We start from the raw sequence: 20,904 nt of genomic DNA, 5'->3' as shown, positions 1-20,904 counted from the left end.
TTCATTGGATTCTCCGGTGACTAAGCTTTGGGTGCGCGGCGGCGCGCGAACACGATGCTGGCCAGGCCGGCCAGCATCAGGGTGACGCTGGCCGGTTCCGGCACGGGCGAGGGCGCCGCCTCAAGGCGCGCGCTGAAGCTGGTGAAGCCGGCGCCCCAGTCGAGCGCGGACAGGTCGAGGCCGATGGTGTGGCCATCGATCAGGTTCAGCACGGGAATGCCGCCCACGGCGCTGCTGTCGATCAGCGTGAAACGGGTCAGGGGCGCGGCCAGGCTGGCGCCGAAGTCGAAGCGCATGCTGGTCGCCCCGGCGGCCACGGGGCCATTGTTGAAGACCGTCATCACGCCGTCTTCGGCGAAGTCGATCCCGAACAGGAAGTCGGCGCTGAGAAATTCAACCCCGTTGGCGCCGCCGGGATCGATGGCCGTCACGTTCGAGCCGGGCACCGGCGCGAACAGCTGGTCCAGTCCCAGCATGCCATCGGCGGACCCGTTATAGGCCGCGCTGATGGTGCTGTGTTGCAGCGGCAGGGGGGCCGCATGTGCTTGCCCCGCAGTCAGTGCCACGACCGCGAGTGTCTCCAAGATGATTTTTGTTGTCATTTTTTTGCTGTCCAGTAAAGTGAAACCGCAGGCTACATCGTTATTTCCTCATCTAAAAACAGGATTGCTCACGCCGTCACGGTGGTGTTGTACACCTTGCCGCCGATGGTCACCTTGCTCAGTGTTGCCGACTTCACGTTGTAGGCGAACCAGGGATTGTCGGCGTTGGCTGGGGTGCCGAAATCGCAGTCGGTGATGCTGATGCCGGTGATCGGCACGATCAGCGATGGGTCGTTGCCGTTGTAATCGAAGGCGACCGGGCCGAGCAGCATGATGGCCTGGTAGCACGAGAACGTGCCGGCCCCGGTCTTCACATTGCCCACCTTGACGTTGGAGATGTGCACGTCCGACACCACCGGCGGGCGCGTGCGCACGTTGTCGGCGGTGGGCATGTAATCGCAATCGATGGTGATCACCGCGCCAGCCGAGGACGACACGGTTTTTGGGGCGATCGGCGAGCCGGGCAGGGAATTGTAGAACTGCGGCGTGGTCTGCACCCCGTTCGGCATGCTCACGTTGCGCACGTAAACATGCTTGAGGAAGCCGCCCCGGTTCATATTGGTCTTCATGCGGATGGCCGTGGCGAGCGGGCTGGTGGCCCAGTTCACGTTGCGGAATTCGATATCCTGCGCATACACATGCTCGATGCCGCCCGACATTTCGCTGCCCAGGGTCACGCCGCCGTGGCCGCTGTTCATGATGCATTTCTGGATCAGCACGTTCTGGGTCGGACCGTATTGCGTATCCAGGTTCTTGCCGGCCTTGATTGCGATGCAATCGTCGCCGGTATTGAAGGTGCAGTCTTCGACCAGCACGTTGTCGCACGCTTCCGGATCGAAACCGTCGCTGTTCGGGCCCATGCTGTCCATGTGGACCTTGCGGATTTCCAGGTCGCGGCAGGCCACCGGGTGGTGCAGCCAGAACGGCGCCTGGTTGACCTGGTAGCCCTTGAGCAGCACCCTGGTGCAATCGATGAATTCGATCATGCACGGGCGCAGGTAGTGGCCGCGCCCGAACACGCGCTTGCCGGCCGGCACGCCCGCTTCCGACAGCGATGGCAGGTAGGCTTCATCGCTGCGCCAGCGGCTGCTGTCGCCTTCGATCAGCCTGGCCTGGGCGGCGCCCAGATCGGGCGCCACGGCCAGGATGCGGGCCGGGTTGGCCGGGTTGACGGCCGCTTGCGAACGCGGCTCGCTGGCCCCGTTGCGCTTGCTCTTCCAGTCCCACCAGCAGTCGCCGCCGTTCAGCGGCACGCCGCCCTGGCCGTCGAGAATGCTGGTCCAGTCTTCGCCGCTGAGGGCGATATTGTTTTGCTTGTGGGCGTACACCAGCGGCGAATAGTTCAGGCAATCGTTGCTCTGCCAGCGCGACAGGGTCAGCTTGCCGTTCGGGCCGCAGTCGACCTCGCCGTACCTGGCGAAATCGTCCGGGTCGTTGCTGAAGAAGACGTGCGCGCCGGATTTCAAATGCACGTGCACGTTCGAGCGCAGCACGATCGGGCCTTTGCACAGCCAGGCGCCGGCGGGAATCACCACCCGTCCGCCGCCCGCCTTGGCGCAGGCGGCAATCGCCGCGCGAATCGCCGGATAGCAGTCGTGCGCGCCGGCGGCCGGCGTGGCCACCATGCCGGTCTCGTGGTGGCCGGTGTAGCCTGTCACGCTGCTCACCTTGCACGGCTCGGCGCCGTGCGCGGTGATCGGGAAGTCTTGCTTGCGAAATAGCAGCGGCTTCTTGAAGCTGGCGGCGATGGCTTGCGCCTTCTGCCACGGGTCGGACGGCTGGTCGTTGGCCAGGGCGGGCAGGGCGATGCCGCCGCCCAGGGCCAGGCCGGCGGCCCCGGCGCCGCGCAGGAGGGCGCGGCGCCGGGTGTCAATCGGATGCTTGTTCATGAAAATGCTTTCCTGATCAGAAGTTGTACGTCATGCGCAGATTGTACGAGCGGCCGATCGGGCTGGCTGCGCTGCTCAGGTAGCCGAAGGTGTAGCCGCTGTGGTTGGTGACCGGCGGATTTTCATCGAACATATTGGTGACCCCGGCCACGATGCTGATGTTCTTGAAGCCGCTGTAGGTGCCGGTCAGGTTCCACACCGAGTAGGGCTTGATCTCGCGCTGGTATTCGGCCGCCACCAGGTTCTGGTCGTCGTAGTGGGAGTTGTAGTTCTGGGTCAGCTGCGAACTCCAGTCGCCGCGCTTCCAGTTCATTTTCAGGGTGTGCTTCCAGCGGTAGGTGATGATCGGGAAGTTGCTGGTGGTGCCGTTGCTGGCCAGGCCGAAGCGGCCCACGTTCGACACGTACGGGCTGTCTTTTTCCAGCTGGTTCTCGAACTGGGTCAGGTAGGTGCCGTCGAGCTGGAAGTTGAACTCGCCGATGTCCATGCGCGGCAGCGCATAGGTGGCGGTCAGGTCGATGCCGGCGGTTTTCTGGCCGCCCAGGTTCATCGTCACGTTCTTGATGTAGGCCAGCGAACCGTCGGGATTGCGCACGAACAGGTCCTTGTACTTGACCGGGTCCTGGAAGTAGGCTTGCTCGGGCAGGTTGGCCAGCATGTCCTTCATGCGGATGTTCCAGTAGTCGAAGGACAGGGTCAGGTTCTTGACTGGTTCCACCACCATGCCCAGGGTCCAGCCGCGCGAGGTTTCCGGGGTCAGCTGGTCGTTGCTGCCAGTCTGCTTGGGCAGGTTCACGTTGCACACTTCCGAGGCCACGCTGCCCGCCACGGCGGTGCCGCTGCCAGCCACGCCCGGCTTGCCGCCAGGGCACAGGGTCGGATCGTCCCATTTGGCGGCGGTGTTGCCGTTCGCGCCGGGCAAGCGGTAGCCGTAGCGGTCGAACAGGGTCGGCGCGCGGAAACCGGTGTTGGCCGAACCGCGCAACATCAGGGTTTTCGATGGCTCGTAGCGGAAGCTCGCTTTCGGGTTGAAGGTGTTGCCGAAGTCGCTGAAATAATCGTCGCGCGCGGCCAGGTTGACGGTCAGCTGCTTGCTGATCGGGATATCGAGCTCGGCGTACAGGGCCGAGACGTTGCGCGCGCCTTCGCCGTGCGAGGACGAGGCGTTGGCGTAGCTCACTTCATTGGTGATCGGCAGGCGCGTGTCTTCGGTGGTGTCGCGGTGGATGTCGACCCCGACCGCCATCGCCAGCGAGCCGCCCGGCAGTTGCATCAGCGTGCGGCTGGCGGTGGCGTCGACACCGGCGAAGGTACTGGTCGAATCGCGGTTCAACTGGCCGTCGACCGAGATGTCGCGCAGGTAGCCTTTGCCGGCTTCGTCCTGCAGGCCGAACGGGTTGAGCACGCCGCTGGCCAGGCCGTTGTTCAAGCCGGGACCGCTCACGTAGCCGGTGTTGTAGTAGTTCTTGCGTCCGCTGTGGCCGTACACCAGGCCGGTCTTGTAATCCCACTCGCCGATCTTGCCTTCATCGACCAGCGCCAGGCGCTGGTTCAGCTGCACGTCCTTGTTGCTGGCCAGGCCGAGGTCGGCCACGCTCCAGGTCACCGTCAGCGGTTCGCCTTTCAGGCCGGCCATGGCGGGCACGCCGCCGGTGCCGCCCGGATACCATTTGCTGCCGGCCGGCACGCGCGCGGGCATGCCCTTGGCGGTCACGCTTTGGGTTGGATTGCGCGCCGAAATGATGGTCGACGCGCCGCGCATGTAGTCCAGGCTCAGGGTATGGTCGTCCGACATCTGCTTGGTGCTGCGCGCGTAAAAGGTCAGCTGCCTGGTTTCGTGCAGGGCGGTGCCGTACTCGTTGTTATCGATGATGCAGGTGTTCTTGGCGCCCTGGATCGAGTAAGGTGCCTGGCAGCCGGTCTTGTAGTACGGGTTGGCTGCGGTCTTGTTGCTGGGGGTGGTGAAGTTGGCCGGGGATGCGTAGCCGCCGCTGGCCAGGGTCGGGGCGCGCCCGATGCTGGCCAGCAGTTCGTTCGAGCTCAGCTCGGCGCGGTCGCGCGCGGCCAGGCGGCTGCGCTGGCGGCCATCGATGGTGGCGTAGAGATTCCAGCCGTCGGTGGCCAGCTTGCCCTTGCCGAAGGTGGCCGACAGGCGCTGCTCGTCGCCGCCGCCCGATTTTTCAGGCTGCACGTACTGGGCGGTGATGCTGCCGCCTTCGACGCTGCTCTTGGTGATGAAGTTGACCACGCCGCCGATGGCGTCCGAGCCATAGATCGAGGAAGCGCCGTCGCGCAGGATTTCCACGCGCAGCAGGGAGCTCATCGGGATGACGTCGAGGTTGGCGTAGCCGTCGGCGATCGCTTCATTGGCCAGGCGGCGGCCGTTGAGCAGCACCAGGGTGCGGTTCACGCCCAGGCCGCGCAGGTTGATGTTGGTGCCGGAGCCGGCGTTGGACGGGGCCAGCGAGTTCGATTGCGGCAGCGCCATCATGATGTCGGCCAGGCTGGTCATGCCGCGCTTGGTGAATTCATCGGCCTTGATGGTCGATACCGGCAGCGCCATCTCGGTCGCCAGGCGCTTGATGCTCGACCCGGTCACTTCGACGCGCTGCATGCCGGACTCAAGCTGTTGGGCCGCGGCCTGGTTCATCATCGTCAGCACCGCAAGGGTAATGGACGACAATACGAGTTTCGAGTGGGTCGAGCTGGTTTGCTTGTTCATGTGAGACGGTCTCCTGCGGATTATTGTTTGACATTAGAAGCTCCCGGCCGCGGCGCGGAAGCTGGTCAGGACACCTCGCGTATCCTGTGCCGCGGCGACGAAGGCGTGAGCCGGGGTCGACGTGGTCAATAACGTTTGCCCTGCCTTGTGGTGCGGCGTTCTGCGCGCCTGCTGTCCACTGTTCAAAAGGTAGCTGTGTCTTTATCCTCGCGAAAAGGTGCGCGTGACCCGTTCCAGGTGGGCGCGCATGGCGGCGTGCGCGCCGGCCGGATCGCGCGCCACGATCGCATCGAGGATGCGGCGGTGGTCAAGCAGCGTGGCCTGGCGCAGTTCTTCGGTCTGGAAATGTTCTTTGAGCTTGTGCCACAGGCGCCCGCGCTGTTTCCACAGGTGGTCCACGGCGCCGGCCATGGCGCTGTTGCCGGTGGCGCGGGCGATGGCCAGGTGGAAGTTGCGGTCGAGCTGCTCGTTGCTGCTGTAATCGTCGTGCTGGCGTTCCATGTCGACGACGGCGCGGCGGATGGCCTCGATGGCGCTGTCGCTGGCCATGCGGGCGGCGCTGGCGCACACCTCGGCTTCGACCAGGCGGCGCGCGGCCAGCACTTCGAACGGCCCGGGGCCGCCTTCGTCGATCTCGGCGGAGGGCGGCTGCAGGCGGCTGACATACACGCCGGAGCCGCCGCGTAGGTCGACCACGCCGCGCAGTTCCAGGGCAATGAGGGCTTCGCGCAGCGAGGCGCGGCTGACCGCCAAGCGGGTCGCCATCTCGCGTTCGGGCGGCAAGCGTTCGCCGGCGCCGATCGCTTCGTCGCGGATCAGTTCCTCGATGCGGCCGGCGACAATGCGGTACAGCCGCGGTTCGTGCGCGAGGGAGCTGTCGGGAGCGAGTGTGACGTTCTTGAGCATGGAGGCCTGCACATCTTTTGGTCAGGCCATTTTAAAGTGGTCTGACCAATCGCGCAAGGTGCTCATGCCAAAATAATCAATATGGGCGCCCAAGGACATGGACAGTTGCCGTACAGTTCAATATACCCGGTTCTTGCATGGACAAGCTGCAATCTCAAACCCTGAAGAGAGCGGACTGGTAGCGCTTGAGCGCGGTGCGCGCCGCCTGCAGGGCCGGATCGCGGCGCGCCTGCTCCCGCCCGGCCGCCAGCAGGCGTATCGCTGGTCGAACCGATCTTCGCCGCCCAGGTGGAATCGGTGCGGCGCTCGCGCGTGATCGCAAGGGACGAAACGTCGATCAAGGCCGGCCGTGCCGGCCCGGGCAAGATGAAAGCGGCGTATTTCTGGCCCGTGGTAAGTGAACAGGATGAAATCTGCTTTCTGTACCAGCCCAGCCGTATTGAATTAACGACAAATTTAACAAATAATTACTGGTATCGAAAAGTACAGGTAAACCCTGTACCATCATCACCTATCCACTAACATGAAGGAAGCATCATGATTCGCAAGCTAGCCGCATTAGCGGCCCTATTGTCGCCACTGTGCAGCGCACACGCCGAGCAAAACACTTGGTCATTCGTCTATACGGGCTTTGATGTCACCACCATTAGCTGGCAGGGCGACACCACGAAATGGGATCCCGCCGCCAACATCAAGGGCACGTTCAGCGGTACCGACAGCAATGGCGATGGCAAGCTGGTGTTTTCCGAACTGAGCTTGCTCCAGGTCGGCGGCTTCGACTACGTCGGCTGCTCATGGGGAAAGTGCGGTTCGGACTATACCTTCAGCTACACCCCGAACGGCCAGCTCGATTTCAATGTAAGCCGCTATAGCAACGATCCGGAGGGCTATGTTTTCTGGTCCACCGTGTACGAAACCGGCGCGAGTGCGGATTTCAAAACATACACCTTGGGCACGCCGAGCGGGGCGAGTTATGGTTGGACGCCGCAGACTACCCTGTCGATTACCTCAGCTGTTCCAGAGCCATCGACTTACGCCATGCTTGTGGCAGGCTTGCTGCTGGTGGGCGGCGCAGCACGCGCTCGTCGCGCCAGGTAAGGTGGTGTATTCGCGACAAATTTAGCAGTTGTTTACCACGTCGAAAAGCGTGCGTACCCAGCCTGTGCCATGATCGCGTTTTAGTTAAGCCAAATTCGGCATCATGATGCGCAAGCTGGCCGCACTGGCGGCATGGTTATCCCCACTGTGTATCGCCCAAGCTGCGGAAAACACCCTGTACACGGGCGGAACCACCGCAACCAGGCACTTGTTCGTTGCCTACGACGCCAGCAATGTCGGCAAGGTCTACAGCGTGGTCGATGGCGCTGCAAGCGCCGTGGCGGCCACCCCGGTAGGCGGCGTGGATTTGTCCGGTACGGCCTGGAGCGGCCTGGTAGCCAGCAACGTCGCCTGGGATCGGCAGCTTGGCGCTGACAGCGCTGGGACATCCGTCATCACCCATGCCCAATTGCTGGGCACTGCGACACCATCTTGATAACGCACCCGCTGTGGCTCGTTGTCCATCAGGCCGATGGCATTCTCCGTGCGATCGAGACTGTTGGTCCCCACGGCGAACCGGTTCGAGTTCGCTTCGGGGAACGTGGCCAGCGTCGTGTTTCGGGGCGTTCCCGGCAAACGCCGGTAGGTTCATCGCGCCCAACTGCAAGTTCAATCCCATGAGACAGGGCCGGCGGCAAGCGTGTTCGCCCGGCTTTACTTGCCTTTGTAGATCCCGGCCTCGAGGATGACATCGCCGCTCTTGACGAAATACGTCGATTTCTTCTCGATCTGGCCGCTGGTCGGGTTGTTGTAGCGGTAATCGACCCAGCCCTTGCCGCTCTTTTTTGCCTGGTCGATGATGTCCTTGCGGAACAGCTTGCCGTCGGCATCGGGCAGCACCACCATATTCTTGCCCACCAGTTTGGGATTGGTCGGATGCGCCAGCTGGGTACCGTCGAGGGCGCGCATGGTCAAGTAAGTCGTCTCGTTGACGAACTCGGGACTCTTGCTGTTGATGGCGGTGAGCAGCGCGTCCTTGCCATTCTTGTGCAGGAAGACCACGCCCTTGGCGACCATCGCGACCGCATCGGCGCTGGCATCGGCCGCCTGCGCGGCTAAGGACGTCGCGAGCGTGAATGCGGCGCCGCCAAGAACGGCCCTCGTCATGGCTTTCATGGTCATCTCCCTGTTTTACAGCTACCCGGAATGGGTAGCTGCTGGAGAAAATGTACCATGGGCCGAACTTGCTGCGAAGAAGTATTTACGGCCTTGTGGCTTACTTCGCCATGTGCCGCTGCATGGCCCCCAGGCGGCGCAGCAGCCGGCTGATCAGGCTGGCGCCCAGGTAGCGCAGGGTGGCCAGCGGATGCTGCACGCCATAGCCCTGGCGGCCCAGGTTCTGGGGCATGAAAAAACGGCTGAAACGCTGCACGGCGCCACAGTCGCTGGCGCGGAAGCGGCCGTTGACGTGGGTCGTGTTGAAGCCGTATTCGTTGGCGAACAGGAATACCGCGCTGGGCGAGGTCATCGAGATGTCCGCGAACTCGTCGTCGTGCAGTTCGGCGCAGCCGCGCAGATACGACACGCGGATGGTCATGGCGATGTCGGGAATGCGGATCACCAGCGGCTTGATCAGTCCAGCCAGTTCGAGCAGGCAGGGCAGTCCCAGCAGGTTGGCGATGGCGCCCTTGCGGTATTGTTCGGCGGCGGCGCGCACCTGGGCCGCCGTGGCGGGCGGCTCGGATGGCAACAAGTCGCATGGCACCGCCAGCTGGCGTTCCCAGTGCTCGACGGCGGCATCGCTGGCCCAGGCCAGGCTTTCGGCCGTGTCCACCCCCAGCGCGATGGTATCGCCCGGTTGCAGGAAGCGCACCGCATCGGTGGCGCGCGACAGCCGCGCCCACTGCGCCACGCGGCGCGGCGTGTTCTGGTGGTCGTTCATGTAGCAATTGTCGATGTGGGAAAAGGCGACGAAGGAAGCGAAGGGCAGCGTAATTTTCGGCGTGAAAGCCTCGATCTGGAGCTTGATGCGGTGCAGCTTTTCGGCCGCGGCGGCGCAGCGCAGTTCGGCCTGGAAGGGATTGCCGACCCAGTTGGCGTAGCCGAACTGGGTCATCAGGACGTCCACCCGTTCGCACAGCAGCGCGATGCTGGCCTTGGCGGCGGCACACTGGGCGGCGCTGCCCAGGGCGCAGTCGTTGAGGTTGAGCAGGTGCCGTCCGTCCGAATTGATCAGGCAGTACGAATCGCCGTCGGCGTGGGGAAACACGGTGATGCGCATCGTGCTGTCGAGTGCGACCGGCACGCCGGGCAGGCATTCGATGACATCGAAGCCGTTGTTGCGCAAGAAATTGAGCACGCGCTTGTCCTTGGTATGCTGGAACAGCATGGTGAGCTTGCCGGCGAAGTCGCGCCGCAGCCGCTTGACGAAGGGCACCGAAAAATGGTCGGGATGCTCGTGCGAGAACCAGATAAAGGTATGGCGCTTGAGCGCGGCCAGGTCGCGGATCAGCGCCGCGTTGGAGGTGCTGGTGTCGAGCAGGCTCCAGCCATTGTTGAAGACCGGCCCCTCGACCCAGGGATCGGCCAGCAGCACGGTGTTGTCGTTGGCGAGGTGGAAGCAGGCGTGGTTGACGAAGGTCAGCAGGTTATGGCTCATGGCGGCACCCGGTCAGCTGATGGCGATAAACCGGCCGCGGTGAAACCCGAGCGGCCGGTGCGGATGGAACTGGCAGCGCTCGACCGCGCCGACGAAAATCATGTGGTCGCCCTCGGCATAGCGGTTGCGCGGGCGGCACTCGAATGTCGCCACGGTGCCGGCCAGCACCGGCACGCCTTGCGGCGAGAGCGTGAAATCGACCGTGTCGAAGCGGTCCTCGCCTGGGCGGGCAAAGCGTTGCGCCAGCTCGGCCTGGTTGTCGGCCAGCACGTTGATGACGTAGCCGGCGGCCGCCTGGAACGCGGCCATGCTGCCGGCCGTGTGGGCCAGGCTCCACAACACCAGCGGCGGATCGAGCGAGACCGAACTGAAGGAATTGATGGTCACGCCGACCAGGCGGCCGTCCGCCAGCGCGGCGGTGACGATGGTCACGCCGGTGGCGAACTGCGACAGGGCCTGGCGGAAATGGCGGCTGTCGACAGCGGCCGACGGGACGCTCGGAGAAAGGGAAGGCATGGCGGGCCTGCGCGTGGTGGACGTCAGCTCATACTAAATGCGGTCGGGTGCGCGGCCTTGATCCCGCACAAGCGGCCTGAACGGCTCAGTTGGCGGGCTGGTAGCTCTCCAGAATGGCTTGCATCCTGCCATTCTTGCGCAGCGCCAGCAGGGCGCGGTTTACTTGCGCCAGGGTCAGCTTGGCGCCGGGCGGCAGCGCGCAATAGGTGTCAAACGGTTCGACAACCAGGGCCGCGCGGCTCAGGCGCGCGCGCTCGGGATGGGCGCGCCGCTGGTAATCGTAATACAGGGAATTGGTGAGCATGTAATCGAAGCGGCGGCGCAGCAGCTTGCGCAGGTTCAGGTCGTCGCTGGTGGTGTCGTCGCGCACGAATTGCGGTCCCAGTTCGCGTTCCAGCGCCGGATAGCGGTAGCCGGTGATGGTGCCGGTGCGCTTGCCGGCCAGTTGGCGCAGGACGGCCAGGGGCGCGGTGTCAATGCGGCCGACAATGATCTGCTTGTTGGAAAAGACGGTGTCCGACCATTGCCAGCGCTTGCTGTCGAGCCATTCGGGACGCAGGTCGCACAGCAGGTCCACCGTGCCGCTGGCCAGCGCGACTTCGACCCGCTTGCGCGGCAGGGTCAGGTAGCGAGGGCGCAGATTCAGTTCGCGCGCCAGGGCGTCGCCCACATCCTTGAGCAAGCCGCCGGTCAGTTCGTCGTGCTGGAAGCGGGTCATGGGCATGGCGCTGCCGGTCGAGACGCCGAACACCAGCTCGGCACCGCGCGCGGGCAGCGCCATGGCACAGGAAAACAGGGATGACAGCAGCAGGAAGCCAATCTTCATGCCGCCATCATACCTTGGGGTGGCAAACGAGGGCGGCCTACTGAATCTTGGCGATCGATACCTCCGTCGATTTGACCGGGGCGATGACTTCGCTGCCGACTTTCAGGTCCAGGTCCTGGATGGAACGGCTGGTGATGACCGAGGTGACGATGCCGTGCGCCGTTTCGACATCGACTTCCGACACCACCGGGCCGGCGATGATTTCCTTGATCTTGCCCCTGAACTGGTTGCGTACATTGATTTCCGAGATAGCCATGCTGTTCCTTCAGGTTGGTGGGGGGGAGGGTGAATCAGTAACTCATGAGCAGGCGCAGCGGTTTGCTGCCGCTGCCGCTGCCGCTGTCGCTGCCGGGTCCGGGATGGATCGCTTGCGGCGCGCCGCCGGCAAACAGTTTCAGTTCGCCCGGCTCGAAACGCTGCCATTGCTCGCCGGTGGTCAGGGGCAGGGTGGCGATCACGACGATCTGGTCGTCCAGACGGTTATGCTGGCGAAAATCGATCTGCAGGTCGCAATCGACCAGGCTGGCGCTGGCGAAGGGGTAGGCGCGCACCACGTAATGCAGCTGGGTCGAACAGTGGGCCAGCAAGAAGTCGCCGTTCGACAGGATGACATTGAAGCTGCCGTGACGCGCGATCAGCGCCGCCATCGTTTGCACCGCCGTAAACAAGGCTGCGCGCGAGGGCGGCTGCACCGGAAAGCGGCGCCGCAGGCCGGCCAGCAGGTAGCAAAAGGCGCGCTCGCTGTCGGTTTCGCCGGCCGGGACGAAATGCGGGTCGGGCGCCGGGCGGAAGCTGCTCAGGTTGCCGTTGTGGGCGAACGACCAGGTCGTGCCCCACAGCACGCGGGTGAACGGGTGGCTGTTTTGCGGCGCCACTTCGCCCTGGGTCGCCTTGCGGATATGCGCAACTACATTCCTGGCCTTGACCGGATTGTGCTTGAGGGCGTGCGCCAGCGGCGAATCGATGGAGGGGCGGTGGTCGACGATCAGGCGGCAGCCGGACGGCTCGTGGAAGGCGATGCCCCAGCCGTCGCGGTGCTCGCCGGTGCGCCCGCCGCGCTCGCTGAAACCGGCGAAGCTGAAGTTCAGCGCCGCTGGCTTGCTGCTGTTCATTCCGAGTAATTCACACATGGGCGTCGCTTCCTTTCTGCATCTGTCGCCCCCAGCGTAGCCTTGCCAGGCGCATCTGCAAACGACTATTTTCGCGTTTCGATAGTCGCATTTTGCGCATAAGAACCCGGGAGCGATATGCGCCGTCCGCACATCGATTGGCGAAACGATTCCTTCGCCGGCGCAAGGGGCGGGGCTAGACTTTCCGTTTTATACCAATAGCGAGACATGCAATGCCTTTCCCTACCTTGAACACTTACCCGGCCCATTTGTCCGACCCGGACCGTCCGGCCAGTAGTGTGTGGCTGGACTCGGCGGGCCGCGCCCAGGGCAAGTATTTCAACTGCACCATCACCAGCGCCTTCCAGCCCATCCGCGCGCTTGGCAGCAGCCGCATCGTGGCCTACGAGGGATTGGCGCGCAGTGCCTCGGCGGGCGATGCCGGGCTGTCGCTGTGGAAATTGCTCGACCATGCGGCCAGCGACGACGAGTCGATCGAGCTCGACCGGCTGTGCCGCATGCTGCACGCGATCAATTTCTTCCGCCAGGACGAGGCCGGGCAGAGCGACCTGTACCTGAACGTGCACGACCGGCTGCTCAGCGCGGTCAGCAGCAATCACGGGCATGCTTTCAAGCGCATTCTCGGCGCCCTCGACTTGCCGCTCGGCCGCATCGTGCTGCAACTGCCCACCACCACGCCGCAGCAAGGGTGGCTGCTCAACTACGTGGCCGACAATTACCGGCGCAACGGCTTCCGGCTGGCGCTCAATGCGGCCTCGCTGGCGCAGGCGCTGGCGATGGTGTCGGAGCAGCGGCCCAATGCGATCAAGCTCGACGCGCGCTACCTGTCGGGCGGCGTCTCGCTCGAACCGCTGGTGGATGCGGCGCGGGCGGCCGGGGTCAGGCTGATTTTCAAGCGGGTCGAGACGGCGCCGGCGATTGCCTCGGCTGCCGACATTCACGGTTTGCCACTGTACGCACAAGGCTACTTCCTCGACCAGCCGCAAGCGGGTCTGGTGAGCGGCGCGGCGCTGGCCGCCTGAGCCGGGGGCATGCCACGCAAGTATATTCCTCAGCGAAATGGGCTTTTCGCTTAGAATTCGGGGGCTATTAACGAATTTTGGGCAGGGGCAGGTATGGCATCAGCGGCGATTTGGCGTAACGATATGGTCGCATGCGTCCTGGCGCGGTAGGGCGGCGCCGCCCGCCGCGCGACCAGGGCACGCGCCGCCTGCTCGGCGCCGTGCTCGTTTCGCTGCTGGTGCACGGCGTGATCTTGTCGCTCCAGTTCGGCATTCCCGCGCTTGGCTTGCCCGGTTCGGCCACGCCGATCGAGGTGCGCCTGCTTGACGCCGCGGTCGATCCCACACCCGCGCCGCCGCCGGTGACTGTCGTGGAAGTTGCGCCATTGCCGCTTCCGGCTGGCGCAACGCCGGCGGCGCCGGCCAATGGCATGCGCCTGGTCGATCCCGTGCCCGCGCCGGCACCCGTTCCCGCTTCCGTCACGCCGCGCCTGGCTGTCAAGAAGGATAGGCCGCGCAAGGCTAAACGCATCAGCCCGCCATTGCCGGCCAGCGACGCGCTGGCGATGGATACCCGCGTCATCGCGCAAGATGTGATCGTCAACGAGTTCTCGGTGCCGATGCCGCGCCCGGAAGAGGCGCAGCAGAAAACCATCGATCTCAAGGAAGCCCAGCACGGCACCGACGATGGCACCGAGGCGACCAGTGCGGCCGATGTTGCCGAGGCGGCGCGCGCGGCCCAGTTGGCCGACACCCTGCGCAAGGAGGAAGAAGCCGCGCGGCAGGCGGCGCAACGCAAGCTGGACGAAGAAGAGAAGGAGCGCAAGCTGGCCGAACTGCAGGTGCGCCAGCGGCAGGAGCAAGCGGCGGCCGAGGCTTCCCAGGAGCAGGAACAGCAGGCGCGGCTCGCGCAGCAGGCGCAGGCCGATGCCGATGCGGCACGCGAGCGCGCGTCCGCGCTCAAGGTCGAACAGCAGAAGGCGGAACAGGTGGCCCAGCAGAAGCTGGCGCTTGAGAAGGCCGATCAGCTGAAGGCGGAACGGCAGAAAGCCGACCAGCAACAGCTGGCGCAGAAACTGGCGGAACAGCAAGCTGCCCAGAAACTCGCGGAGCAATTGGCGGCTCAAAAACTGGCGGAGCAGCAAGCGGCGCAGAAGCTCGCGGAGCAACAGGCCGCGCAGAAACTGGCCGAACAGCAGGCTGCGCAGAAGCAAGCCGAACAAGCCGCTCAAGCCGCCCAGGCCGCACAAGCCGCCCAGGCGGCCCGGCAGGCTGCGCTGGAACGCGGGCGCGAAGGCGGCGGCAGCCAGGCCGCCAACACGCCTCCCGGCGGCACGGCGGCGGGCGCGGGCAGCGGCGCGGGCGGCAAGATCATCGTCCCCAAGAACCTGCTGGGCAGCGACCTGTCGAACCGCGCGCGCGAGATGGTCAAGGGCCTCGACATCCTTTCCGGTACGCCGCCACCGCCGATGCGCGACGAGCGCCGGGTCGCCGTCGGCGCGGCCGAACGCGATGTGCCGCTGCGCATGTATGTGGAAAGCTGGCGCCAGAAGATCGAGCGCAATGGCAGCGTGAACTATCCGCGCTCGTGGGCCGACGTCGAACACACCGATGCGCTGGTCAACGTGGCGGTGCGCAGCGACGGCACCGTGCAGGACGTGACGATCCTGCGTTCGAGCGGGCGCGCGGACATGGACGACGCGGTCAAGCGCATCGTGCGCGTCAATGCGCGCTACTCGCCGTTCCCGCCGAATATCGCCTCGCGCTACGATGTGATCGATATCCGCCGCGTGTGGCGTTTCGACGAGTCGCTCAAGCTGATGGAAGAACTGCGCTAGCCATTGCGGCTCGCTGCCAGGCCGGCCAGCAAACGTTCCACCGCCTCCAGGTTGGCCGGTTTGATCAGGTGATGGTCGAACCCGGCCGCCTTGCTGCGCGCGCGGTCGTTGTCGTCGCCCCAGCCGGTCAGCGCCACCAGCACCAGCGGTTCCAGGTGCGTCATCGCGCGCAGGCGCTGCGCCGTTTCATAGCCGTTCATGCCGGGCATGCCGATGTCGAGGAAGACCACTTCGGGCCGGAACTGTTCGGCCAGCGCCAGCGCGCGCATGCCGTCGTTGGCCACGCGGCTGGTGTGGCCGATGATATCCATCAGCTCCGAGAGCATGTCGGCGGCATCATGATTGTCGTCGACCACCAGCACGCGCAAGCCGCTGCCGCGCGGGTCGGCGCTCTGGCCGGCGCAGGGCGCCTGCGCCGCCACCTCGGGCGCGAGCGGCAGGCGGATGTCGAAGCGGCTACCGCTGACCGTCTCGTCGCGTACCAGGTCAATGGTGCCGCCGTGGAGCTCCACCAGCCGGCGCGCCAGTGACAGCCCGATGCCAAGTCCGCCCTGGGCGCGGTCGAGCGAGGCGCCCACCTGCGAAAACATCTCGAATACCGTCAGCGCCGATTCGGGCGGGATGCCGATGCCGGTATCGCGCACCGACAGCAGCGCCTGCGCGCCGTCGCGCCACCCCAGCAATGTGATGCGCCCGCCGGCCGGCGTGTACTTGGCGGCGTTATTGAGCACATTGCCGATCACCTGGGCGATGCGGGTCGGGTCGGCGTCGAGCATGAGCGACTCGGGCGCCACGTCTACCGTCAGCGCGTGGCGGTTGGCGTCGACCAGCGGCATCGACGTTTCGACCGCGCTGGCAATCAGTTCGCGCAGCTCGACCCGCACTGGCTTGAGTTCCAGGTTACCGCGCGTGATGCGGGCGATGTCGAGCAGGTCGTTGACCAGGGTGACCATCTGCGTGACCTGGCGCTCCATCATGTCGCGCACGCGCGCCACGGTGGCCTGGTCATGTTCGGCCATGCGCATCACTTGCAGGCCGTTGCGGATGGGAGCGAGCGGATTGCGCAGTTCGTGCGCGAGGATGGCCAGGAATTCGGTCTTGCGGCGGTCGGCCTCGCGCAGCGCCTCGGTGGCGCGCACCCGTTCGATGTGGGCCCAGGAGCGTTCGACGGTCTGTTCGACCAGGGCCACGTCGGCATCGGTCCACTGGCGCGGGCGGTCCTGGTGCACCGCCATCATCGCCACCAGCTTGCCTTCCTTGACCAGCGGGCAGCAGATGATGGCACGGCAAGCGATGGCGTTGAACATGGCGGCGCCGCCTGCATCGAGTTCGCGGTCGACGTCGCAGATGCGCAGGGTGCGGCCTTCGCGCATGGCGCTGGCGGCGCGCGCGCCGAACAGGTCGAGCGAATAGACCCCGGCGGTGCTCATGGCGCCGGGAGCGGTCCAGTCGTGGCGGATGGTGAAGCGGTCGTTGTCGGCTTCGACATCGGCGTAGGGACAGCGCGTGACGTCGAGGTGCTGGCCGAGCAGGCGCGTGGTGACATCCATGATGGTCTTGGGATCGTCAGCGTTGCGGGTGGCCTGGCTCATGGCGTCGAGCAGGCGCAGGCGCTCTTCGACCCGTTTGCGCTGGTCGATGTCGATATGGATGCCGATCCACTCGGTGATGGCGCCGGCGGCGTCGAACACCGGCACCGCGCGCGCACTCATGTAGAGGTATTGGCCGTCGGCGCGGCGCAGGCGGTGTTCGATCTGGTACATGCTGCTGGCCGCCAGCGCGGCGCGCCAGGCGGCGGCGGTGCGCTCGCGGTCGTCGGGATGGATGGCGTCAACCCAGCCCCAGCCGCTGAACTGCGCCTCCGGCTGCCCGGTAAAACCATGCCAGCCGGGCTGCTCCCCTTCGAGATGGCCGGCCGCCGAGGCCAGCCACATGATGGTGCTGCTGGCCTGCACCAGCGAGCGGTAGCGCGCCTCGCTGGCGCGCAGTTCGTCTGCCGCCTGGCGGATGGCCGCCAGTTCGCCGGCGGCGGACAGGCTGGAGTCAAGCGGGGGCAAGTCTAGTGACATGGTTCTGTTTGCACGGAGAGAAAGGCGGTCGCATTTTTGCCATGAGCTTGCCAGAAAATGATTTTTCCTGTCGCCACTGCTGTAAAAAATTGCCTACAGACGGGGTTTGATGTGCAGCAAGACCGGGCCGGGTGCGCTCACTTACTCTGAACTGGACAATGTTGACCTTGACAAACACCATGAAAACTCACACATACTCACTCAAGACCTTGGCGGCGCTGCTCTTGCTGGCCAACCTGGCCGGCTGCGCCGGCTTTCGCATCAGCGGCGACCCGCGCTCGGGCGCCCCCGGTTCGGGCATCGCCAGCGAGCCGCTGCCGCCGACCCAGCTGATCACCACCGAACTGATCGACGCCGAAAATGCCTTGCGCGCACGGCGCAGCAGCGACAGCCTGGCGCACCTGATCGTGCGCGATCCGGCGCCGTATGCGATCGGGCGCGGCGACATTTTATCGATCGTGGTGTGGGACCATCCGGAGCTGGCGGGCCAGGGCGTGGCGGCCTCGGCCACGGCGGCCGACGCCCCGGCGCCGAGCGCGCCGGCGGCCGGCTTCGTGGTCGACCATGAGGGGCGGGTGCAGTTCCCCTTCGCCGGCCCGCTCACGCTGGCCGGCCTGACCGAGGACGAGGCGCGCGCGCTGCTGACCAAACGGCTGGCGCGCTACATCGCCAATCCGCTGGTGACCTTGCGCGTGCAATCGTACCGCAGCAAGCGCGTGTACATCGATGGCGAGGTGCGCTTGCCCGGCTTGCAGTCGATTAACGATATTCCCATGACCCTGCTGGAGGCGCTCAACCGCGCCGGCGGCATGCTGCCCAGCGCCGACCAGAGCCGCATCGTGCTGGAGCGGGGCGACGCCCGCTACCAGGTCGGCCTGCGCGGTTTGGTGGCGCGCGGCATCAATCCGGGCAGCATCCTGCTGGCGCCCGGCGACGTGCTGCGGGTCCACTCGCGCGACGAGAGCAAGGTGTTCGTGTCGGGCGAGGTGGTCACGCCCAAGGCGCTGACCATGCACGATGGCCGCCTGACCCTGAACGAGGCGCTGGGCGAGTCCGGCGGCATCAGCCCGCTCAACGGCGATGCGCGCCAGGTGTATGTCATCCGCAGGGCGGTCGACGGCACCCGCGTCTACCAGCTCGACGCGCGCCGCGCCGGGGCGCTGGCGATGGCCGAGGCCTTCGAGCTCGAACCGCGCGACCTGATCTACGTGGCTGCCTCGCCGCTGGCCAACTGGTACCGCAGCGTGAGCATGCTGTTCCCGGGCGCGTTGATGCAGATGGTTAATCTCAGCCGCCCCTGAACCCGCTTCGAGGACCTTCCCATGAACCATGCCGACCAAGCTCAAGCGCTGTCATCTTCCCCCAGCACCCTGCCGATGCCCGGCCTGCCGCCGGCCGCGCCGCTGTCCGGACGCGAGGCGCAGCCGCACGACATCGACTTGCAGGGCTATGTCAATATCCTGTATGACAGCCGCTGGCTGATCGGCGGCGTCAGCGCGCTGGTGACCTTGCTGGCGATTATCTATGCGCTCGTCGCCAGCCCGGTATACGAAGCGAACCTGATGATCCACGTCGAGGAAGAAAGTCCGAACGCGTCGAAGAATATTCTCAGCGAAGTATCGTCCCTGTTTGAAACCAAGAAGGCGGCGATTGCCGAAATGGAGCTGCTGCGCTCGCGCATGGTGATATCGCATGCGGTCGACAACTTGCAGCTGTTTATTGACGTGCGGCCCAGGTATTTCCCGGTGGTCGGATTCTGGTTTGCCAACCGCAAGTCGGACGCCTTGTCCGAACCCGGCATTTTCGGGCGCGGCGGCTACGTGTGGGGGCCGGAAAAGGCCGAGGTGTCGGTGTTCGAGGTCCCGGAAGCCTGGCACAACCGCGAATTCACCGTGACCGCGCGCGGCAACGGGCGCTACCACCTGTCCGGCGGCGCTCTGGCCGCCGTCTATGAAGGCATGGTCGGCAGCACGCTCAGGATCACGGCCGGCGGCCCCAGCCTGGAATTGCGGGTCGACCGCCTGCGCGCCCAGCCGGGCGCCCAGTTCCGCCTGATGCGCAGCTCGCGCCTGGCGGCGATCGAGCGCATCCAGGCGGCGCTGATCATTACCGAGCAGGGCAAGCAGTCGGGCATCATCGAAGTGCGGCTGCAGGGCGACAATGCGCAGCGCATCAACAGCTTGCTGGCCGAAATCGGACGCGAGTACATGCGCCAGAACCTGGCGCGCAAGACCGAGGAGGCCGAGAAGTCGCTGGCCTTCCTGAACTTGCAGTTGCCGGCGCTCAAACGCCAGCTGGAAGAGTCCGAGGAAAAGTACAACGGTTTTCGCAACAGCAAGGGCAGCATCGACATGCGCGAGGAAGCGCGCCTCAGTCTGCAGCAGGCCGCCGCGGCGCAGACCCGGCGCCTCGAACTGGAGCAGCGCAAGACCGCGTTGCTGACGCGCTTCACCGAGAACCATCCGCTGGTGCTCGGCGTCACCCAGCAGCGCCGTGAAATCGATGCCGAAATCGCGGGAGTAGCCAGGCGCATCCGTACCCTGCCGGTGCTGGAGCAGGATGAGTCGCGCCTGCTGCGTGAAATCAAGGTCAATACCGACCTGTACACGGAGCTGTCGAACACGGCCCAGCAACTGCGCCTGATTTCGGTGGGCCGGGTCAGCAATGTGCGCCTGATCGATGCCCCAATGGCGCCGGAACGCGCGCTCAAGCCGAACCGGCCGCTGATCGTGGCGCTGGCGGTGGTGACCGGCGTGTTCCTGGGCATGTTGCTGGCGTTTGCGCGCAAGGCCTTCCTCGGCGGCATCGACAATCCGCAGCGTATCGAGACCATGCTGGGCGCGCGCATCGTGTATGCCAGCATTCCCCACAGCACCCTTCAGGGGCGCCTGCAGCGCGCTGCGCGCAATGGCGCCACGCTGCCGATCCTGGCGCAAGAGGCGCCGGAAGACATCGCCATCGAGAGCTTGCGCAGTTTCCGCGCGGCACTGACGTATGCGATGCCTTCCCTCAGGAACAATATCGTGATGCTGGCCGGGCCGGGCCGGGAGTTGGGCAAGTCGTTTCTGTCGGTTAATTTCGCTGCCGTGATGGCGGCCAGCGGCAAGCGCGTGCTGCTGATCGATGCCGATTTGCGCAATGGCCACTTGCACCGCTATTTTGGCGTCAGCCGCGAGCAGGGGCTGACCAAGGCGATTGCCGGCTCGCTGCCGCTGGACCAGGTGATACATCGGGGTGTGCTGGACAACCTCGACTTCATTCCCACCGGCGCGCTGCCGCCGAACCGCTCCGAATTCCTGCAACACCTGAATTTTGCCAATCTGCTCGACGTGGTCAGCAGCCAGTACGACATCGTGCTGATCGATCCGCCGCCGATCCTGGCGGTGTCGGATGCGCTGATCATCGGTGCCCACGCCGGCGCCGTGTTCATCCTCGCGCGCGCCGGGGTAACGACCGAAGGCGAGATCACGGAATCGATCAAGCGCCTGAACCATGCCGGCATCGCGCCGCAGGGTGTGCTGTTCAACGACATGGCCTTGCGTGTCGGCAGCTATGCGTATCAATTCAAGTACACCCAGGCGGCGCAGCTGGAGCGCTGAACGACTTGCCATGCGGACAGTGACTGGTGCGGCGGGCGCTGTCCACCCTTCATAAGAAATTTTCCCTTCAAGAAACGCGACATGCCAAGCCCGGCGTGTCGCGTTTTTG

General features: G+C 65.2%; 18 protein-coding genes. 7 read left to right on the top strand and 11 right to left on the bottom strand.

Annotated elements, in window-relative coordinates; all coding sequences use genetic code 11:
• Window positions 1-20: 20 nt before the first annotated feature.
• The 4 genes from PO883_RS31990 to PO883_RS31975 form a co-directional block, all read right to left on the bottom strand.
• Window positions 21-602: a PEP-CTERM sorting domain-containing protein gene (locus PO883_RS31990; protein ID WP_289313377.1), complete on the bottom strand. Its 582-nt coding sequence runs from the start codon at window positions 600-602 to the stop codon at window positions 21-23.
• A 68-nt stretch (window positions 603-670) separates the two neighbouring features.
• Window positions 671-2,491, bottom strand: a complete 1,821-nt coding sequence (locus tag PO883_RS31985; RefSeq protein ID WP_289313376.1) for a glycoside hydrolase family 28 protein — start codon at window positions 2,489-2,491, stop codon at window positions 671-673.
• A gap of 16 nt (window positions 2,492-2,507) precedes the next feature.
• On the bottom strand, window positions 2,508-5,213 hold the full coding sequence (locus tag PO883_RS31980) for a TonB-dependent receptor (protein ID WP_289313375.1): 2,706 nt from the start codon (window positions 5,211-5,213) through the stop codon (window positions 2,508-2,510).
• Between the two features lie 201 nt (window positions 5,214-5,414).
• Window positions 5,415-6,119 (bottom strand): FadR/GntR family transcriptional regulator, encoded by a 705-nt coding sequence (locus PO883_RS31975; protein ID WP_289313374.1) that lies wholly within the window; start codon window positions 6,117-6,119, stop codon window positions 5,415-5,417.
• A gap of 261 nt (window positions 6,120-6,380) precedes the next feature.
• Between PO883_RS31975 and PO883_RS31970 the strand changes: the two genes are divergently transcribed.
• The 3 genes from PO883_RS31970 (at window position 6,381) to PO883_RS31960 (ending at window position 7,653) form a co-directional block, all read left to right on the top strand.
• Window positions 6,381-6,641: a transposase gene (locus PO883_RS31970; RefSeq protein WP_373890125.1), complete on the top strand. Its 261-nt coding sequence runs from the start codon at window positions 6,381-6,383 to the stop codon at window positions 6,639-6,641.
• Between the two features lie 15 nt (window positions 6,642-6,656).
• Window positions 6,657-7,217, top strand: coding sequence for a PEP-CTERM sorting domain-containing protein (locus PO883_RS31965; protein ID WP_289313373.1), 561 nt, complete (start codon window positions 6,657-6,659; stop codon window positions 7,215-7,217).
• 103 nt (window positions 7,218-7,320) lie between these two features.
• Window positions 7,321-7,653 (top strand): hypothetical protein, encoded by a 333-nt coding sequence (locus tag PO883_RS31960; protein WP_289313372.1) that lies wholly within the window; start codon window positions 7,321-7,323, stop codon window positions 7,651-7,653.
• A 218-nt stretch (window positions 7,654-7,871) separates the two neighbouring features.
• Here PO883_RS31960 and PO883_RS31955 read toward each other — a convergent pair whose 3' ends face one another.
• The 6 genes from PO883_RS31955 to PO883_RS31930 all read right to left on the bottom strand — a co-directional run bounded on the left by PO883_RS31955 (window position 7,872) and on the right by PO883_RS31930 (window position 12,288).
• Window positions 7,872-8,333, bottom strand: a complete 462-nt coding sequence (locus PO883_RS31955) for a cache domain-containing protein (protein ID WP_289313371.1) — start codon at window positions 8,331-8,333, stop codon at window positions 7,872-7,874.
• A 100-nt stretch (window positions 8,334-8,433) separates the two neighbouring features.
• Complete coding sequence (locus PO883_RS31950; protein WP_289313370.1) at window positions 8,434-9,816, bottom strand: MBL fold metallo-hydrolase; 1,383 nt, start codon at window positions 9,814-9,816, stop codon at window positions 8,434-8,436.
• A gap of 12 nt (window positions 9,817-9,828) precedes the next feature.
• Window positions 9,829-10,332 (bottom strand): flavin reductase family protein, encoded by a 504-nt coding sequence (locus tag PO883_RS31945; RefSeq protein WP_289313369.1) that lies wholly within the window; start codon window positions 10,330-10,332, stop codon window positions 9,829-9,831.
• Between the two features lie 85 nt (window positions 10,333-10,417).
• Window positions 10,418-11,158, bottom strand: a complete 741-nt coding sequence (locus tag PO883_RS31940; protein ID WP_289313368.1) for an ABC transporter substrate-binding protein — start codon at window positions 11,156-11,158, stop codon at window positions 10,418-10,420.
• 37 nt (window positions 11,159-11,195) lie between these two features.
• Window positions 11,196-11,414: a molybdopterin-binding protein gene (locus PO883_RS31935; RefSeq protein WP_289313367.1), complete on the bottom strand. Its 219-nt coding sequence runs from the start codon at window positions 11,412-11,414 to the stop codon at window positions 11,196-11,198.
• Window positions 11,415-11,448: 34 nt separating this feature from the next.
• Window positions 11,449-12,288, bottom strand: coding sequence for a class II glutamine amidotransferase (locus tag PO883_RS31930; RefSeq protein WP_289313366.1), 840 nt, complete (start codon window positions 12,286-12,288; stop codon window positions 11,449-11,451).
• Between the two features lie 212 nt (window positions 12,289-12,500).
• Here PO883_RS31930 and PO883_RS31925 point away from each other — a divergent pair, with 212 nt between their 5' ends.
• A complete protein-coding gene (locus PO883_RS31925) occupies window positions 12,501-13,310 on the top strand; it encodes an EAL domain-containing protein (RefSeq protein WP_289313365.1) in 810 nt (269 codons plus the stop codon).
• A gap of 131 nt (window positions 13,311-13,441) precedes the next feature.
• Window positions 13,442-15,127: a TonB family protein gene (locus PO883_RS31920; protein WP_289313364.1), complete on the top strand. Its 1,686-nt coding sequence runs from the start codon at window positions 13,442-13,444 to the stop codon at window positions 15,125-15,127.
• Here the strand turns inward: PO883_RS31920 and PO883_RS31915 are convergent.
• Window positions 15,124-17,196: an ATP-binding protein gene (locus PO883_RS31915; protein ID WP_289313363.1), complete on the bottom strand. Its 2,073-nt coding sequence runs from the start codon at window positions 17,194-17,196 to the stop codon at window positions 15,124-15,126. The two genes, PO883_RS31920 and PO883_RS31915, sit on opposite strands and share 4 nt — an antisense overlap.
• Before the next feature lie 179 nt (window positions 17,197-17,375).
• Here PO883_RS31915 and PO883_RS31910 point away from each other — a divergent pair, with 179 nt between their 5' ends.
• Entirely contained in the window at window positions 17,376-18,497 is a 1,122-nt protein-coding gene (locus tag PO883_RS31910) for a polysaccharide biosynthesis/export family protein (RefSeq protein ID WP_289313362.1), read from the top strand.
• Between the two features lie 21 nt (window positions 18,498-18,518).
• On the top strand, window positions 18,519-20,795 hold the full coding sequence (locus tag PO883_RS31905) for a polysaccharide biosynthesis tyrosine autokinase (protein ID WP_289313361.1): 2,277 nt from the start codon (window positions 18,519-18,521) through the stop codon (window positions 20,793-20,795).
• Window positions 20,796-20,904: the final 109 nt, after the last annotated feature.

Origin of the sequence: Massilia sp. DJPM01, from assembly GCF_030348125.1 — a bacterium.
GTDB classification, from domain to species: domain Bacteria; phylum Pseudomonadota; class Gammaproteobacteria; order Burkholderiales; family Burkholderiaceae_D; genus Telluria_A; species Telluria_A frigida.
The sequence above is the reverse complement of the archived record's forward strand: the minus strand, read 5'-3'. Positions and strand labels throughout refer to the sequence as shown.

Coding starts and splice junctions, on each gene's coding strand:
- PO883_RS31990 (WP_289313377.1), bottom strand. CDS start 602: ATGACAACAAAAATCATCTTGGAGACACTCGCGGTCGTGGCACTGACT.
- PO883_RS31985 (WP_289313376.1), bottom strand. CDS start 2,491: ATGAACAAGCATCCGATTGACACCCGGCGCCGCGCCCTCCTGCGCGGC.
- PO883_RS31980 (WP_289313375.1), bottom strand. CDS start 5,213: ATGAACAAGCAAACCAGCTCGACCCACTCGAAACTCGTATTGTCGTCC.
- PO883_RS31975 (WP_289313374.1), bottom strand. CDS start 6,119: ATGCTCAAGAACGTCACACTCGCTCCCGACAGCTCCCTCGCGCACGAA.
- PO883_RS31965 (WP_289313373.1), top strand. CDS start 6,657: ATGATTCGCAAGCTAGCCGCATTAGCGGCCCTATTGTCGCCACTGTGC.
- PO883_RS31960 (WP_289313372.1), top strand. CDS start 7,321: ATGATGCGCAAGCTGGCCGCACTGGCGGCATGGTTATCCCCACTGTGT.
- PO883_RS31955 (WP_289313371.1), bottom strand. CDS start 8,333: ATGAAAGCCATGACGAGGGCCGTTCTTGGCGGCGCCGCATTCACGCTC.
- PO883_RS31950 (WP_289313370.1), bottom strand. CDS start 9,816: ATGAGCCATAACCTGCTGACCTTCGTCAACCACGCCTGCTTCCACCTC.
- PO883_RS31945 (WP_289313369.1), bottom strand. CDS start 10,332: ATGCCTTCCCTTTCTCCGAGCGTCCCGTCGGCCGCTGTCGACAGCCGC.
- PO883_RS31940 (WP_289313368.1), bottom strand. CDS start 11,158: ATGAAGATTGGCTTCCTGCTGCTGTCATCCCTGTTTTCCTGTGCCATG.
- PO883_RS31935 (WP_289313367.1), bottom strand. CDS start 11,414: ATGGCTATCTCGGAAATCAATGTACGCAACCAGTTCAGGGGCAAGATC.
- PO883_RS31930 (WP_289313366.1), bottom strand. CDS start 12,288: ATGTGTGAATTACTCGGAATGAACAGCAGCAAGCCAGCGGCGCTGAAC.
- PO883_RS31925 (WP_289313365.1), top strand. CDS start 12,501: ATGCCTTTCCCTACCTTGAACACTTACCCGGCCCATTTGTCCGACCCG.
- PO883_RS31920 (WP_289313364.1), top strand. CDS start 13,442: ATGCGTCCTGGCGCGGTAGGGCGGCGCCGCCCGCCGCGCGACCAGGGC.
- PO883_RS31915 (WP_289313363.1), bottom strand. CDS start 17,196: ATGTCACTAGACTTGCCCCCGCTTGACTCCAGCCTGTCCGCCGCCGGC.
- PO883_RS31910 (WP_289313362.1), top strand. CDS start 17,376: ATGAAAACTCACACATACTCACTCAAGACCTTGGCGGCGCTGCTCTTG.
- PO883_RS31905 (WP_289313361.1), top strand. CDS start 18,519: ATGAACCATGCCGACCAAGCTCAAGCGCTGTCATCTTCCCCCAGCACC.